Here is a 14,975-nt window from a genome sequence, read left to right as displayed (position 1 = left end):
CTCATGCGGACCAGGCCTCCTCCGGCAACGCCAATGACACAACCGACGCTCCCCCCACCGCCCCGCACCCGATTCACGGTCTCGGACTTCAACCGCATGGGCGGGTCGGTCGGCTTCAATTACCGCTTGCCCGGCCAGGAAGGCGGGGGCGCCGGCATTGAGAACCTTTGCATCGCCGAGGGCCGTGTGGAGGAATGTGAGATCCGCCCCGGCATCACCCTGATCGTCTCCGACGTGCATGTGTATCATCATTACGAATCGACGTCCGTCATGACGCCGCGCTTTTCAGCCATCGTTATGCTCCAGGGCCAGGCCCGGGCTCGGCTGGACAAGCAGGACGACGTGCGCCTGGCCGCTCAGAGCGGCCTCAATGCGCTATATGGCGATACCGTCGCCATGACGGGCGTTCATCCGGCCGGCCAGCGTCTGCGCAGCGTCAATCTCTCCGTGACGGCCCCTGAAGCGGCCGACGATGAGTACACCAGCGAAATCATATGGAAACTCATGCAGTCCTCGGCGCCCAGGCTGCGCCGCTGGCCGGTGCCGCACCATTTGCTGCTATCCATTGAGCATCTGCTGGAATGCGACTGGGATCAACCTCTACGCAATATGGTGCGTGAAGGCGTGGGCACGCAACTGCTGGCCCACGCCTTGGCTGCGCTGCAACACGCCCCTGTGACCCACCGCGGCCTGACCCAGCGGGATCGCCAGCTTCTGGAGAGGGTGCGCGAGCGCCTGCACGAGGCGCCCGGCGAAGACCATACTCTGGATGACCTGGCGCGACTGGCCTGCATGAGTCCAAGCACGCTGCGTGCAAAGTTCCATGCCGTGTATCACCGTTCGGTATTCAGCTGGCTGCGCGAACGCCGCCTGGAGGTTGCCCGCGAACAATTGGCTCGGGGTTGGAGCGTACAGCAGGCGGCGCACTTCGTCGGCTACCGCCACGCGACCAATTTCGCCACGGCGTTTCGCGAACGCTACGGCGTCGCGCCCAGTCAACTCGGTTAGCGGCTGGTGCCTTGCGGCGGCAGGCATTGACATTGCGGCATTGACCATCCCATTCCTGTTGCCAGCTGGATCATCATGGAAGGCCGCTGCCCGCTCCGGGCGGCCTTGTCCATGGAGCCGCCATGAGCCGCGCCGCGTCGGCCCCCTCATATTCGCTCATGATGGTAATGCTGGGGCTGCTGTCCTGCGTCGCACCCGCCAGCATCGACGCCTACCTGCCAGCCTTCGGCGCGCTGCAACGCGAGTTCGGCGTACCCCAGGAAACCGTGCAACTCACGCTCGGCGTATACATGTTCTGCTATGCGGCGATGCTCTTGCTGCACGGAACACTGTCTGACTCTCTGGGCAGGCGTCGCGTTGTGCTGGGCGCCCTGGGCTTCTATGTTTGGGGCGCCCTGCTTGCCACGGCCGCACCCGGTTTTGGCTGGCTGCTGGCGGCCCGGGCCCTGCAGGGACTGTCCGCCGGCGCCGGGGTCGTGGTAGGACAGGCCATCATCCGCGATTGCTATCAGGGCGCAGCGGCACAACGCAGCATGTCTTATCTGATCCTGGTGTTCAATCTATCGCCCGCGCTCGCGCCCGTCATCGGAGGTCAATTGGCCGTCCATCATGGTTGGCGTTCGATCTTCTTCATGTTGGGGCTTCTGGCCGCCACTGCCCTGACCCTATGCGCCTGGCGCCTACCAGAAACGCTCGCGCCCGCCAAGCGCCAAACGCTCTCCTTGCGGGGTCTGGCCGCGGGCTATCGTGACGTGTTGCGCAATGGAAATTTCACCGCGCCCGGCCTGGCGTTCAGCCTGGTCTTCGCCGCACAGGGCCTGCTGATCGGTGCGGCGCCGGATTTCATCGCCAATGTGCTCGATCTGCCCGAAACCAACTTTGCCTATCTATTCGTCCCTCTGGTGGCCGGCGCGATGACCGGGGCCGCGATCGCGGCGCGGCATGCCGGACGTTGGCGCGATACACGGATCATCGGACTGGCCTATCTGCTCATGAACGGTAGTTGCCTCGCCTACGCCATCTATTTTTGGACCGCCTTGTCGCCGGCACTGCCCTGGGCGGTGCTGCCCCCCGCTTTATTCACCTGCGGATTGGCCATGTCGGTGCCTGCCATGACGTTGCACATCCTGGAGTCTGTGCCCGCGCTCTCCGGCACAGGGGCCTCGGTGCTGGGTTTCATGCAGATGCTGGCCTTTTCGATAGCCAGCGGCTGGGGCGTACCGCTGACCTATGGGCAGCCCTCGGTCCTGGCCCTGGCCATGCTGGCCTGCGTGACGGCAAGCGCGCTGGCCTGGGCGTGGTTGCAGCATTTATCGAGAATATCGGCCAAGGTCCAGGCACGCTGAACATCTTCGGCGTTTTCCATACGCACTCCGTCATCGCCGATACAACCGTCCGATTACAAAAAATAATAATTCCTATTCCCTTTAATTTCTTGCCGTCTTGCATCTGTCCCCATGCCAGATCCCGCTCACTTCTCCCCGGCGCATTCGCGCCGTTTGCGTTTCTTTGCCCACGTTCTGCACCTGCTCGGCGCACTCTTTACCCAGCACGCCCTGGCCCAGGAAGCGCGAACGGGGAACGATATCGCTCAGTTGCCCGCCATAAGCGTCACGGGTCGTGAGATTTCCGACCTCACCGAGGGTACAAACGCCTACACAACCGAGGCCATGAGCACGGCCACGGGCCTGACACTCTCGCCACGCGAAACACCACAATCCGTCAGTGTGGTCACCCGACAGCAGATCGAGGATCAGGGCCTCACCGACACCGGCGCCATCCTGGCGACCGCGCCAGGGATTTCCGTCACGCGCAGCGACAGCAACCGCTATTCATTCTCGGCCCGCGGCTTCACCATCGACAACTTCCAGTTTGACGGCCTGGTATCGCCCATCCTGAGCCAATGGAACTATGGTTCGACCGATATGGACGCCGCCATCTACGATCACGTGGAAATCGTACGTGGCGCCACAGGCCTGATGACAGGCTCGGGCAATCCTTCAGCCGCCGTGAACTTCGTGCGCAAGCGTCCCTTGCGTGAGTTCGCGGCTACGTTCAATGCGAGTGTCGGCAGCTGGGACTATGTGCGCGGCGATGCCGACATCTCCGTGCCCATCACGGAAGACGGCAGAATACGGTCACGCCTGGTGGCCGCCTACAGTCAGGGCGACAGCTATGTGCACTTTTTAGATACGCGCCGGCGCACATTCTATGGCGTGGTCAGCGCCGATCTGACGCCGGATACGGTGCTGACGACCAGCGTGGAGTACCAGCACAACCACAGCAACGGGTTTGGCAGCGGCTTTCCGCTGTTCTATAGCGACGGTTCGCGCACCGATTTCAACCGCTCGGTGGCCAACAACGCTCCCTGGGCCCGGCAGGATACCGAAGCCACCACCTATTTCGTGGACCTCACGCACCGCTTCACCAATGACTGGAAGCTGCGCGCGGCCTATAGCCACACTGATGGCCGCTATCTCATGAAACATGTGTACCGGGGCGGCTACCCCGATCGCCATACTGGCATCATCGCTGCCCCCCCTGCATTTTCCAACTACGACGGCAACCTCGATCGGGATGACATCCATTTGTCCTTGTCCGCTCCTTTCGAGGCCTTCGGCCTGCGCCACGAAGTTGCCCTGGGCTGGATGAGCATCGACAACCATAGCGACATCCAGCGATACGCAATGGTCGGACCGGCCCCAGCCATCGGCAGCTTCTTCGACTGGCGCCGCGCCCACATCCAAGAGCCCAGCTGGGCCGACACGCTGTCGCCCGCCGACGACGTGCGCACCAAGCAGACCGGCGCCTATCTGGTCGGCCGGTTTGCACTAGCCGAACCCCTGCACCTCATCGTGGGCGGCCGTTGGAGCGACTGGAAAACCAAACAGATGTATTTTGGCTCGCGCCGCGAATACAGGATCAAGAATCAGTTCACCCCCTATGCCGGTCTGACCTACGACATCAACGACACCTACACGGCGTACGCCAGCTATACGGAGATCTTCCAGCCGCAGAACGCGCGCGACACCAGCGGCGGCATTCTTCCTCCCATCAAAGGCAAGAGCTATGAGCTGGGTCTGAAGGCAGCCTATCTGGAGGGACGGCTCAATACCTCCGCCGCGCTCTTTCAGACGCGGCAGGATAACCTGGCCCAGGTCATCCCGGGCTCATCCATTCCGGGCTTTCCGAACATGCAGGCCTCACGTGCCGCCTCCGGCGCCAAGGTCGAGGGGATAGACCTGGAGGCCAGCGGCCAGATCCTGCCCGACTGGAACATCGGCGCCAGCTATACACACTTCACCACCAAGGACGCCAGCGGCAACCCCATCAACACCAATCATCCGCGCAGCCTGTTCAAGCTCTACACCACGTACCGCCTGCCGGGCGCCCTGCACCGGCTTACCGTGGGCGGCGGCGTTGACTGGCAAAGTCGCATGTACCAGGCCGCAGCCAGTCCGCGCGGCAATGTCGAAGTCGAACAGGACAGCTACGCACTCGTGAGCCTCATGGCGCGCTTCGACTTTAACAAAAAACTGTCGGCAACACTGAACGTGAACAATCTGTTCGACAAAAAGTACTACGATCAGATCGGCTTCTACAGCCAGGGTTGGTGGGGTGCGCCACGCAATGTAATGCTCAACTTGCGGGCGCAGTATTGAAGTGGTCCGGCCAGCCTGGAGGGCCCGACCCGCGATAGTGGATCGGTGACCAGATCAGGGCTGCCGAAATACCCGGGAAACCCCTGTAGAACCGAGCGTCTGCGGGGTTTTTCTTTCGCGTTTGGCCTCAGAACGCCACCGACGGATTGGCCGTCACGCCATGGTCCCAGGCGATGGGCGCGTCCGCCACCGTGAAGGCAGCACCCCCTGGCGATGCTGCGTGGCCGGCGCCGGCTTGCGTGGCGGCGCAAAAGCGCGGACACTGGCTGCGCCCCGATGGCCGCGAGGAAGAACATGGGTAATTTCGTGTCGGAGATCCTGTTTGGCTACACGACGCTCATCAGCATCATCAACCCGCTGGGCCTGGCCTTCGTCTTCCTGAACAAGACCGCCACGCTCACGCCCGAGGAACGCGCCCGGCTGGCCTACAGCGTGGCGCTCAACGCGATGTTCCTGCTGCTGGTGACGTTTTTCATCGGCGCCTACATCCTGCACTTGTTCGGCATTTCGCTGGAGGCGCTGCGCGTGGCGGGCGGCCTGTCGGTGGCCGTGTCCGGCTGGGCCATGCTCAACGCCCCGGAGCCGCACCCGCAGGCCCAGGCGCTGCAGCAGATCACGCCCAGCATGGCGCGCGAGATGGTGTTCTTCCCGCTCACCATGCCCCTGACCACCGGCCCGGGCACGGTCGCGGCGACCATCGCCCTGAGCGCCAACCGCACCAACGAATTGCGCGACTTCCTGCTGGCCAGCCTGGCGTCGGTCCTGATCACCATGGCGGTAGCCGCCACGGTATATCTCGCCTATAGCCGAGCCGGCACGCTGGCGCGCTACCTGGGCGCGGACGGCACCCGCATCGTCACCCGGGTATCGGCGTTCCTGCTGCTGTGCGTGGGCGTGCAGATCATGCTGACCGGGCTGGAGCAATTCCTGCGTCCGATCATCGGCCACGGCTGAAGCGGCGTCAGGCAGCCTGCCCGTCGGCCGCGGGGCGCTCGCCACAGGCGCCGACGCCGGCGTAAATGCGCTTGGGTCTCCAGATGCGGCAGGCATGATCCAGGTCCTTGCCCTGGTCCAGAAACCTGACGAATCCCATCGCCTGCTCTATCGACAGGAACTCATAGCGCCTGTCACCGTACCAGACCGATCGACCTTCACGCGTCGCGCCCACCTACCCGCCCCTGTGTGCAAAATAAGACGTGACATATATCACACTCTTGCGATGGGCCGCTTCCTGCCGCCAGGCGGCGATAACTCAGCTCGCCCTGCCGGGCGAACACTTCGAGAGAACCAGCGCATGCGCGCAAGGCCGGCGAAGGCGATGGACGCTACGTTGAAGCAGCCTGAAAAGCGGGAAATCGCGTATTGACAATTGTTGACAGCCGAACCGTAGAGGTTTCAAGCAAAACGCCGTAGCCTACGCTTGGTGGTGGGATCGACATCCCACCGGTAACGGAAACCCCTGCTCCGAAAAACAACATGCGACTTATCAGAACCGGAGGGATTGCGATGGCGAGGCTGGACAACGCCGACGCCACATCCATGACCGGGCGTCCGCCACTCATCATGAACGATCAGCGCAAGTCCTCGCGTGCCAGCTGCCGTGCCAGCGCCAATTACCTGCGCGCCGAAGCGGCCCTGCCCCGGCGCCGCTATCCGCAGCCGCCGGTATCCGGCGCCGCGACGCTGCAGGAACTGCAGGCGCAGGTCGACACGCTCGAGCTGGAAAATGCGCGGCTGCGCCGCCTGGCGCTGACCGACGACCTGACCGGGGCGTACAACCGGCGCTACTTCGCCACCATGCTGCGCGATGCGCTGCGCGAACGCGTGCGCGGCGGCGGGCTGGCGCTGTGCCTGTTCGATATCGACAATTTCAAGACCATCAACGACCGCCACGGCCACTTCGCGGGCGACTACCTGCTGCGCCGCGTGGCGCTGGCGGCGCGCCGCTGCATGCGCCGCACCAGCGACGACCTGTGCCGGGTGGGCGGCGACGAGTTCGCCGCGGTGCTGTCGGCGCCCAGCGCGTCGGCGGCGCTGGCGCAGGCCCAGCGCGTGCTCGACGCGATACGCGCCATTGCGCCGCTGGACACGCCGCACGGGCCGCGCCATGTCACGGCCACCTTCGGTCTGGCGTGGATCGCTCCCGGCGTCTCGTTGACCTGGGAGCAGGCCTACAGCGATGCGGACCGGGCGCTCTACCGGGCCAAGCAGGCCGGCAAGAATCGCCTGCACCTGATCGCCAGCCGCACGGCTGGCGCATAACGGCCCGCGGGCCGGTCAGCCTTCCTGGCTGATGACCGGCGGTTCGATCCAGAAAAAACGTTCGCCCTGGCGGATCATGCTGGCGACGCCTTCGGGCTCCACGCGGTAGTCGGTACCCATCAACGTCGCGCCGCCATCTTCATGGATATGAATGATGGCCAACGGATCGTTTTCCATGGTGTACCAGTAGTACCCGGGCTTGAGGTCGTGGGTCGTATTCATCATGCCTCGAGTATACAAACAAGACATGCACATGGCTTGACGCAGCGCAAGAGCGCCGGGAACAACGTTGCCTGGACGAAACGCCAGTGTCCCCAGGGGGCGATTGCGCGCATACTGCCACACATGACACCCGGCCCGCGTACGTCACCGCTCGTGTTCGCGAGCGCGTCGATACAAGCCATCAAGGCCGGCAAGCAGCGGCAGACGCGCCGGATCGTCAAGCCGCAGCCCCCGCCGGCCGCCACGCTTTGGTACTGCGACCCCGCGCACGCCGAACGCTGGATCGCCGCCACGGCTCGCCCGGATGACGCGACCCCCGCACAGACCGTATCGAAATGGCTGGTATGTCCCTACGGCAAGCCAGGCGACCTGATCGACCTGGCCCACGAATCGGGCCAGCCGTTCGGGCGGGCTATCCTCATGGGGGTGCGCATCCAGCGCCTGCAGGCCATCAACGAGGCCGACGCGGCGGCCGAAGGCTTCGCCGCCGCATCCCGGCTGGATGAATTCCTGCCGGAAACCCCGCCCCAGGCCGCGTTTGCGCTGGCCTGGTGCGAACGCTACGGCGCGCGCGCCTGGGCGGCCAACCCCTGGGTATGGGTGCTGGAATTCCGTCTGCTGAACCAGAACGGGCATTGATCCTCGTGGCGGGCAGGCCACGCAAGGTGTGGAAATGTAACCCCACCTGGGGCCCGCCTTGGCTCCCCCCGCGTTTCAACCCATTTCAAAGCCGCGCCCGCCCCAGCGGGATAAATTTGCCGCAACGCAGCAAACGCCGGCGTCCCGGACTGCGGGCGGTTGCGGATTGTCGCCATTGCGGGGGCTGTTTTCACAAATTTACGCGCAAAACAGCCGAGAATAGGCCCGTCGATTAGTCAACTTGGCTGCACGCGCAGCAAGGCAGGTGAAAAATGAAAAAGTGGTTCGTTGCTGCCGGCATCGGCGCTGCCGGACTCATGCTCTCCAGCGCCGCCCTGGCCCGTGTGGATATCGGGGTGTCGATCGGCATTCCGGGCGTGGTGTACCCGGCGCCCGTGTATGTGGCGCCCGCCCCGGTGTATGCCCCGCCGCCCGTGGTGCACTACCCGGCGCCGGTCTATGTGCGCCCGCAGGTGGTGTATCCGGCGCCCGTCTACTATGGCGGCCCCCGCTACTACAAGGGCCATCGGCACTATGACCGCGGCCATCGCGGCCACCGCGGCCATGGCCGCGGCCACTGGCGCGATTGACCGGCGATCGCCGCAAATCAATGAAAAAGCCGCCCGGATGGGCGGCCTTTTTTTTGCGGCACGGCTGGGTTCAGGCCTGTTCGGCCGGGACCTTGGCGGCTGGCGCGGCCGTCTGCCCCTCGGCGGGCTTGTCGCTGCGCATGGCGTCAAGCCAGCGGCGCGGCGCGCTGGAGGCCTTCCACCAGCCGTTATGCGGACGCGTGTGCGAATTCCGGTTCACCATTGAAACGTACTCCATTGATTCTTTCAAAGATCTGCTGGCTCGTTCGCTCGGCGTCCTCGCGGTCCTGGTAAGAAACCTGGCCCGGCACCGTCCAGCATTTCTCGGGCGCATTGCCGCCGACGCGGCGCGTGCAGATCTGCACGCTGTACTGATTGCCCTCTTCCTGAACGACGGTACACCTGACGCGAAAATCGCCAATCATTCGCGAAGTCATAAAACAGCTTCCTTTATTGAAATGAAGGGGACGTGTTGCCAGGCGATATTTTGCCGCAGATATGGCCCTGTTTATTGCCGGTACACATTTATTCACATCAACTTAGGCTGTTCTACGGAGATTACCTGCCAAAAGCGACAAATTTGTGGCTAACCCGGGAAAACCCCCGGCCGCGTTTGTACCAGTTGCGCGCCGTTGCAATACGCGCATGGCGGCCCGCCGAAATGAAAAACGGAACCCGCGGGTTCCGTTTCTGGTTCACGTGCGGCGCGGCCGTCTCAAGGTTCGAGAACGGTCAGGCCGCCCATGTAGGGCTGCAGCACTGCCGGCACCCGCACGCTGCCGTCGGCTTGCTGGCAGTTTTCCAGCACGGCCACCAGGGCGCGGCCCACGGCCAGCCCGGACCCATTGAGCGTATGCACGTATTCGGGCTTGTTCTGCGCGTTACGGAAGCGGGCCTGCATGCGGCGCGCCTGGAATGTTTCGCAGTTGGAAACCGAGGAGATCTCGCGCCAGGTATCCTGCGCCGGCAGCCAGACCTCCAGGTCGTAGGTCTTGGCCGAGCCGAAACCCATGTCGCCGGTGCACAGCAGCATGACGCGGTACGGCAGCTCCAGCAGCTGCAGTACGCGCTCGGCATGGCCGACCATTTCCTCGAGCGCCTCGTACGAATGCTCGGGATGGGCGATCTGCACCATCTCGACCTTGTCGAACTGGTGCTGGCGGATCATGCCGCGCGTATCGCGCCCGCCGCTGCCGGCTTCGGAGCGGAAGCACGGCGTATGCGCGGTCAGGCGCAGCGGCAGGTCGGCGCCGGCCACGATGGTCTCGCGCACCACGCTGGTCAGGGTGATTTCCGAGGTCGAGATCAGGTATTGGTCTTCGCGCGCCAGCGGGTTGCCCTGCTCGTCGACCTTGGGCTCGTCGTCGCCGCCGCCCTTGGTGACGAAGAACATGTCGTCCTTGAACTTGGGCAGTTGGCCGGTGCCGAACAAGGTCGAGCTGTTGACGATGTAGGGCGTGTAGCACTCGGTGTAGCCATGCGTGCCCGTCTGCAAGTCCAGCATGAACTGCGCCAGCGCGCGGTGCAGGCGCGCCATCTGGCCGCGCATGAAAGAAAAGCGCGCGCCCGACAGCCGTGCGGCCAGATCGAAATCCAGGCCCAGCGGCTCGCCCACCGCCACGTGATCCCGCACCTCGAAACCCAGCGCCGCAGGGTTGCCGCGCTCGTCGGCCGCGCCCGGCAGCCAACGCCGCACCTCGACGTTCTCGTCGCTGGACGCGCCCTGCGGCACGCTGGCGTGCGGCAGGTTGGGCACGGACATCAGCAGGTCGTTGAGTTGCGCCTGCGTCTGCGCCAGTTCGTCCTCGAGCGCCTTGAGCCGGGCCGGCAAGGCCTGCGACTCGGCCATCACGGCCTGCACTTCCGCTTCGGGCGCGCCTTTGCCCTTGAGCTGGCCGATCTGCTTGGCCAAGGCATTGCGGCGCGCCTGCTGCGACTCGGTTTCGGTCTGGACAGCCTTGCGGCGGGACTCCAGCTCGTTGAACCGGGCGATGTCGAAATCGACGCCACGGCTCTTGAGGCGGTCGACGACGGTTTGCAGGTCTTTGCGCAGCAGTATCGGATCTAGCATGGTGTGTCAGTAAGGGTTGGCATTCACGGCGGCGGCGGTCGCGCCGCTACCGTTTCCTGGCGCGTTCCTGGGCGTCAAGCTCATCCAGGAATGCCAGCTTCTGCTGGATTTTAGCCTCCAGCCCCCGGTCGGTCGGCCGGTAGAAGGTGGGATTGAGGCCGTCGGGGAAATATTGCTCGTCCGCGGCATAGGCATGCGGCTGGTCGTGGGCATAGCGATATGCCTTGCCATGGCCGAGCTGCTTCATCAGCTTGGTGGGCGCATTGCGCAGATGCAAGGGCACCGGCGCGCTGCCATGCTCGGCCGCGAACTTGCGCGCGGCGTTGTACGCGTTGTAGACCGCATTGGACTTGGCCGCACAGGCCATGTAGACCACCGCCTGCGCCAGCGCCAGCTCGCCTTCGGGCGAACCCAGGCGTTCGTAGATGTCGGCGCCGTTGACGGCCAGCTCGGTGGCGCGCGGATCGGCCAGGCCGATATCCTCGATCGCCATGCGCACCAGGCGGCGCGCCAGGTACTTGGGATCGGCGCCGCCGTCGAGCATGCGGGCCAGCCAGTACAGCGCTGCGTCCGGGTCGGAGCCACGCACCGACTTGTGCAGCGCGCTGATCTGGTCGTAGAAGGCGTCGCCCCCCTTGTCGAAACGGCGCAGGTTCTGCGACAGCGAGGTTTCCAGCCAGGCCGCGTCGACGCTGTCGCGCCCGGCGGCCTGGGCGGACTCGGCCACCACCTCGACCGCGCTGATCAGGCGGCGCGCATCGCCGTCGGCCCAGGCCGCCAATTGCTCGCGCGCCTCGGCCTCGAAGCGGATCTGCTGCCCGTCCTCCAGGCCCTCGTTGAGCGCGGCGACGGCGCGGTCGACCAGCTGCATCAACTCCTCGGCCGACAGCGACTGCAGCACGTAGACGCGCGCCCGCGACAGCAGCGCCGAGTTGACCTCGAAGGAAGGGTTCTCGGTGGTGGCGCCGATGAAGGTGAACAGGCCGCTTTCCACATACGGCAGAAAGGCGTCCTGCTGCGATTTGTTGAAGCGATGCACCTCGTCGACGAACAGGATCGTGCGGCGCCCCTGCCCTTGCGCGACCTGGGCGGTCACCACTGCGTCGCGAATGTCCTTGACGCCGCCCAGCACGGCCGAAATGGCGATGAACTGCGCATCGAAGCCGTCTGCCATCAGGCGCGCGAGGGTGGTCTTGCCCACGCCGGGCGGGCCCCAGAAGATCATCGAATGCGGCCGCCCGGAGTCGAACGCGACGCGCAGCGGTTTGTCCGGCCCCAGCAGATGCGACTGCCCGACCACATCGGACAGCGTACGGGGCCGCAGGCGTTCGGCCAGCGGCACATAGGGCCGATGGGCCGGATCGGAGGCGAACAGGTCGTTGCTCATGGACAGCAGGAAAAAAACACGGGCGGATCCAACGCGCATTACACCATGCGGCGGCCTTGGCCCGCAGGATTGCCCTGCGCGCGACGCAGAGCGTCGCGGCCCTACATCTTCACCACGTCCACTCCCTGGGGCGGGGTGAACTGGAATTCGGAGGCCGGCACGGCGCCGGGCAGCAGGTTGGACAGCTCGACGCGCGTGGTCTGCCCGAAGGCGTCGACCAGTTCGATGCGCGCGGGCTGGTTGTCGCGCAAGCCGATATCGACCTGCGAGAAACCCGCGTCGGCGTTGCGCGGCTTGGCGCGCAGCCATTGCAGGCCGTCGCGGTCGGGCAGCGCGCTGACGGCAAACGCCTGGCCCAGCTGGCCCGCGCCGAACAGGATGGCGGCGGGCGACGTGCCGATGGCCTGATCGACCTGGCGCACGGTGACCTGCGCCAGGTCCGGGTCGTACTGGAAAACCTGCTTGCCATCGGACACGATGAGTTGCTCGTACGGCAGCTGGACGGCCCACTTGAACTTGCCCGGGCGCTGGAACGCGAAAGTGCCGCTTTGCGCGGGCTGGGTGGCGCCCTGCGGGCTGACGGTCGATTGCTTGAACGAGCCGGTGGCGCCCTTGACGGTGGCCACGAAGGTGTCGAGCTGCTCCTGGGCCGTGGCGGCCCAGGCCGGCGCGGCGGCCAGGGCCGCCACGGCGAAAACGGCAAGCGCGCCGGCGGCGCGGCGGATCATGTGCATCAGGCTTCCTCTCGGGCCGGCACCAGGATTTCCCGGTTGCCGTTGGATTGCATGGGCGACACCATACCCGCCTGCTCCATCTGTTCGAGTAACCGTGCGGCACGGTTGTAACCAATACGCAGATGGCGCTGCACCAGCGAGATCGAGGCGCGGCGGTGCTTGAGCACCACTTCGCAGGCCTGGTCGTACATCGGATCGGACTCCGCGTCGCCCATGCCGGTGACCGAGCTCAGGCCATCGCCGGTCTCGCCTTCGCTGCCTTCGAGCAGGCCATCGATATAGTTGGGCTCGCCCTGCGCCTTGAGCGCCTCGACGACGCGGTGCACCTCGTCGTCGTGCACGAACGCGCCGTGCACCCGCACCGGCAGGCCGGTGCCCGGCGGCATGTACAGCATGTCGCCCTGGCCCAGCAGGGTTTCGGCGCCCATCTGGTCCAGGATGGTGCGCGAGTCGATCTTGGAAGACACCTGGAAGGCGATGCGGGTCGGGATGTTGGCCTTGATCAGGCCGGTGATCACGTCCACGCTGGGGCGCTGGGTGGCCAGCACCAGGTGGATGCCCGCGGCGCGGGCCTTCTGCGCCAGCCGGGCGATCAGCTCCTCGATCTTCTTGCCCACCACCATCATCAGGTCGGCCAGCTCGTCGATCACCACCACGATATGCGGCAACGCCTGCAGCGGCTCGGGCGCGTCCGGCGTCAGCGAGAACGGATTGGGAATGGGCTCTTCGCGCTTGATGGCGTCGCGAATCTTGCTGTTGTAGCCGGCCAGGTTGCGCACGCCCATCTTGCTCATCAGGCGATAGCGCTTTTCCATCTCGCCCACGCACCAGTTCAGCGCGTTGGCGGCATGGCGCATGTCGGTGACCACCGGCGCCAGCAGGTGGGGAATGCCTTCGTAGACGCTCATCTCGAGCATCTTCGGGTCGATCAGGATCAGCCGGGTATGGCTGGCGTCGGCCTTGTAGAGCAGCGACAGGATCATGGCGTTGATGCCGACCGACTTGCCCGAGCCGGTGGTGCCGGCCACCAGCAAGTGCGGCATCTTGGCCAGGTCGGCCACCACCGGGTTGCCGGCGATGTCCTTGCCCAGCGCCATGGTCAGCACCGAATGGCTGGCATGGTAGGTCTGCGAGCCGAGGATTTCCGACAGCTTGACCATCTGGCGGCGCGGGTTGGGCAGCTCCAGGCCCATCAGGTTCTTGCCCGGGATGGTTTCCACCACGCGGATGCTGACCAGGCTGAGCGCGCGCGCCAGATCCTTGGCCAGGTTGACGATCTGGCTGCCTTTCACGCCCGTGGCGGGCTCGATCTCGTAGCGCGTGATCACCGGGCCGGCCTGCGCCGCCACCACGACCACGGAAACGCCGAAATCGGCCAGTTTCTTCTCGATCAGGCGCGAGGTGAATTCGATCGTCTCGGCGGAAACGGTTTCCTGGTTCTGCAGGGGAGGATCCAGCAGCCCGATGGCCGGCAGGTCGCTCTCGCCGGCCGGCGGCGCGAACAGGCTTTGCTGCTTTTCCTTCTCGGCGCGATCCGAGCGCGGCACCACGGTAATGGCGGGCTCGATGCGCACGGGCTGCTCGTGCACCAGCTTTTCCTGCTTGGCCACCACCTGCTCGGTACGGACCGCCTTGGCGACCTCGCCGACCTTGCGGTCCTCGCGCGCGGCGTACGAATCGCGCACGCGCCGCACCAGGCCTTCGAGCCAGCTGCCGACCCGTTCGGCGATCTGCAGCCACGAAAACGAGAAGAACAGGCTCAGGCCGACCGCCAGCAGCACCAGCAGGGCCAGGGTGCCGCCGGTAAAGCCCACGCCGCGCGACAGCCAGCCGGCCAGCATCTGGCCGATCACGCCGCCGGCGCCGCTTTCGCCGTCGGTGCCGCCGGGCAGGTGCATGCCCCAGCTGTACAGGCGCAGCGCCTCGATGCCCAGCGAACCGGTCAGCAGGAGCACGAAGCCGATGCCCTCTTCCCAGTGCACGCGCGGCAAGGCGTCGGGCTGCTTGCCGCTGGTGACGCGCAGGTTGCTGGCCAGGCGGCGGTAGCCGGCGCGCACGCGGTGCAGCAGCAGCACGACCCACCACCAGGCGGAAAATCCGAACAGGTACAGCAGGATATCGGCGAGATAGGCGCCCAGCGTGCCGCCGCCGTTGTGGATGGCGTCACCGGAAACAGAATGTGACCAACCAGGGTCGGCCGGGCTCCAGGTGGCAAGCACCAGGGTCAGCCAGGCGGCCAGCGCGGCGAACAGGATCCAGCGGGCCTCCCTGAGGAGCGCGGAGATGCGCGCTTGAAAGGGAGACGGCCCGTTGCGGGTGTTGCGCGAGGCGCGCGGAGTAGCATTCGAAATACGCGGCATGCGGCTCATTATAATTGGGCGTTATCCTAAAGATACCTGC

13 protein-coding genes are annotated in these 14,975 nt (G+C 65.3%); 7 read left to right on the top strand and 6 right to left on the bottom strand.

Translation table 11 applies throughout. From position 1 onward, the window contains the following. Positions 1 to 33 precede the first annotated feature (33 nt). The 5 genes from alcR to EL288_RS05540 all read left to right on the top strand — a co-directional run bounded on the left by alcR (position 34) and on the right by EL288_RS05540 (position 6,932). Positions 34 to 1,008 (top strand): alcaligin siderophore biosynthesis transcriptional regulator AlcR, encoded by a 975-nt coding sequence (alcR, locus tag EL288_RS05565; RefSeq protein WP_003814017.1) that lies wholly within the window; start codon positions 34 to 36, stop codon positions 1,006 to 1,008. A gap of 122 nt (positions 1,009 to 1,130) precedes the next feature. Further along, positions 1,131 to 2,354, top strand: a complete 1,224-nt coding sequence (bcr, locus tag EL288_RS05560; protein ID WP_003814018.1) for an alcaligin export MFS transporter Bcr — start codon at positions 1,131 to 1,133, stop codon at positions 2,352 to 2,354. Positions 2,355 to 2,465: 111 nt separating this feature from the next. Beyond that, a complete protein-coding gene (gene fauA / locus EL288_RS05555) occupies positions 2,466 to 4,670 on the top strand; it encodes a TonB-dependent alcaligin siderophore receptor FauA (protein ID WP_010926982.1) in 2,205 nt (734 codons plus the stop codon). A gap of 294 nt (positions 4,671 to 4,964) precedes the next feature. After that, positions 4,965 to 5,624: a MarC family protein gene (locus tag EL288_RS05550; protein WP_003814020.1), complete on the top strand. Its 660-nt coding sequence runs from the start codon at positions 4,965 to 4,967 to the stop codon at positions 5,622 to 5,624. A gap of 552 nt (positions 5,625 to 6,176) precedes the next feature. After that, a complete protein-coding gene (locus EL288_RS05540) occupies positions 6,177 to 6,932 on the top strand; it encodes a GGDEF domain-containing protein (protein WP_003814021.1) in 756 nt (251 codons plus the stop codon). A 15-nt stretch (positions 6,933 to 6,947) separates the two neighbouring features. On the opposite strand, the gene EL288_RS05535 is transcribed toward EL288_RS05540, so the two are convergent. Continuing rightward, positions 6,948 to 7,157, bottom strand: a complete 210-nt coding sequence (locus EL288_RS05535) for a hypothetical protein (protein WP_162179453.1) — start codon at positions 7,155 to 7,157, stop codon at positions 6,948 to 6,950. A 120-nt stretch (positions 7,158 to 7,277) separates the two neighbouring features. On the opposite strand from EL288_RS05535, the gene EL288_RS05530 reads away from it, so the two are divergent. Together EL288_RS05530 and EL288_RS05525 are read left to right on the top strand one after the other, a co-directional pair. Then, positions 7,278 to 7,793 (top strand): hypothetical protein, encoded by a 516-nt coding sequence (locus EL288_RS05530; RefSeq protein ID WP_003814023.1) that lies wholly within the window; start codon positions 7,278 to 7,280, stop codon positions 7,791 to 7,793. A gap of 272 nt (positions 7,794 to 8,065) precedes the next feature. Beyond that, positions 8,066 to 8,383 (top strand): virulence factor, encoded by a 318-nt coding sequence (locus EL288_RS05525; RefSeq protein ID WP_003814024.1) that lies wholly within the window; start codon positions 8,066 to 8,068, stop codon positions 8,381 to 8,383. A 188-nt stretch (positions 8,384 to 8,571) separates the two neighbouring features. On the opposite strand, the gene EL288_RS24580 is transcribed toward EL288_RS05525, so the two are convergent. The 5 genes from EL288_RS24580 to EL288_RS05500 form a co-directional block, all read right to left on the bottom strand. Beyond that, positions 8,572 to 8,820 (bottom strand): hypothetical protein, encoded by a 249-nt coding sequence (locus EL288_RS24580; RefSeq protein WP_003814025.1) that lies wholly within the window; start codon positions 8,818 to 8,820, stop codon positions 8,572 to 8,574. A gap of 278 nt (positions 8,821 to 9,098) precedes the next feature. Further along, on the bottom strand, positions 9,099 to 10,454 hold the full coding sequence (gene serS, locus EL288_RS05515; protein ID WP_003814026.1) for a serine--tRNA ligase: 1,356 nt from the start codon (positions 10,452 to 10,454) through the stop codon (positions 9,099 to 9,101). Between the two features lie 46 nt (positions 10,455 to 10,500). Beyond that, complete coding sequence (locus EL288_RS05510) at positions 10,501 to 11,841, bottom strand: replication-associated recombination protein A (RefSeq protein ID WP_010930945.1); 1,341 nt, start codon at positions 11,839 to 11,841, stop codon at positions 10,501 to 10,503. Between the two features lie 101 nt (positions 11,842 to 11,942). Beyond that, on the bottom strand, positions 11,943 to 12,575 hold the full coding sequence (lolA, locus tag EL288_RS05505) for an outer membrane lipoprotein chaperone LolA (protein ID WP_003814030.1): 633 nt from the start codon (positions 12,573 to 12,575) through the stop codon (positions 11,943 to 11,945). Continuing rightward, positions 12,575 to 14,935, bottom strand: a complete 2,361-nt coding sequence (locus EL288_RS05500) for a DNA translocase FtsK (protein ID WP_003814032.1) — start codon at positions 14,933 to 14,935, stop codon at positions 12,575 to 12,577. Before EL288_RS05500 ends, lolA begins: the two co-directional genes overlap by 1 nt. Positions 14,936 to 14,975 lie beyond the last annotated feature (40 nt).

Source organism: Bordetella bronchiseptica (genome assembly GCF_900636925.1).
In the GTDB taxonomy this organism is placed as follows: domain Bacteria; phylum Pseudomonadota; class Gammaproteobacteria; order Burkholderiales; family Burkholderiaceae_B; genus Bordetella; species Bordetella pertussis.
This window is presented reverse-complemented; position numbering and strand designations above follow the sequence as displayed.

What these genes read in the sequence shown, in the direction of transcription:
- EL288_RS05525 (WP_003814024.1), top strand. Translation starts at nt 8,066, where the DNA reads ATGAAAAAGTGGTTCGTTGCTGCCGGCATCGGCGCTGCCGGACTCATG.
- EL288_RS05500 (WP_003814032.1), bottom strand. Translation starts at nt 14,935, where the DNA reads ATGCCGCGTATTTCGAATGCTACTCCGCGCGCCTCGCGCAACACCCGC.
- EL288_RS05530 (WP_003814023.1), top strand. Translation starts at nt 7,278, where the DNA reads ATGACACCCGGCCCGCGTACGTCACCGCTCGTGTTCGCGAGCGCGTCG.
- alcR (WP_003814017.1), top strand. Translation starts at nt 34, where the DNA reads ATGACACAACCGACGCTCCCCCCACCGCCCCGCACCCGATTCACGGTC.
- EL288_RS05540 (WP_003814021.1), top strand. Translation starts at nt 6,177, where the DNA reads ATGGCGAGGCTGGACAACGCCGACGCCACATCCATGACCGGGCGTCCG.
- EL288_RS24580 (WP_003814025.1), bottom strand. Translation starts at nt 8,820, where the DNA reads ATGACTTCGCGAATGATTGGCGATTTTCGCGTCAGGTGTACCGTCGTT.
- EL288_RS05510 (WP_010930945.1), bottom strand. Translation starts at nt 11,841, where the DNA reads ATGAGCAACGACCTGTTCGCCTCCGATCCGGCCCATCGGCCCTATGTG.
- serS (WP_003814026.1), bottom strand. Translation starts at nt 10,454, where the DNA reads ATGCTAGATCCGATACTGCTGCGCAAAGACCTGCAAACCGTCGTCGAC.
- lolA (WP_003814030.1), bottom strand. Translation starts at nt 12,575, where the DNA reads ATGCACATGATCCGCCGCGCCGCCGGCGCGCTTGCCGTTTTCGCCGTG.
- EL288_RS05535 (WP_162179453.1), bottom strand. Translation starts at nt 7,157, where the DNA reads ATGATGAATACGACCCACGACCTCAAGCCCGGGTACTACTGGTACACC.
- fauA (WP_010926982.1), top strand. Translation starts at nt 2,466, where the DNA reads ATGCCAGATCCCGCTCACTTCTCCCCGGCGCATTCGCGCCGTTTGCGT.
- bcr (WP_003814018.1), top strand. Translation starts at nt 1,131, where the DNA reads ATGAGCCGCGCCGCGTCGGCCCCCTCATATTCGCTCATGATGGTAATG.
- EL288_RS05550 (WP_003814020.1), top strand. Translation starts at nt 4,965, where the DNA reads ATGGGTAATTTCGTGTCGGAGATCCTGTTTGGCTACACGACGCTCATC.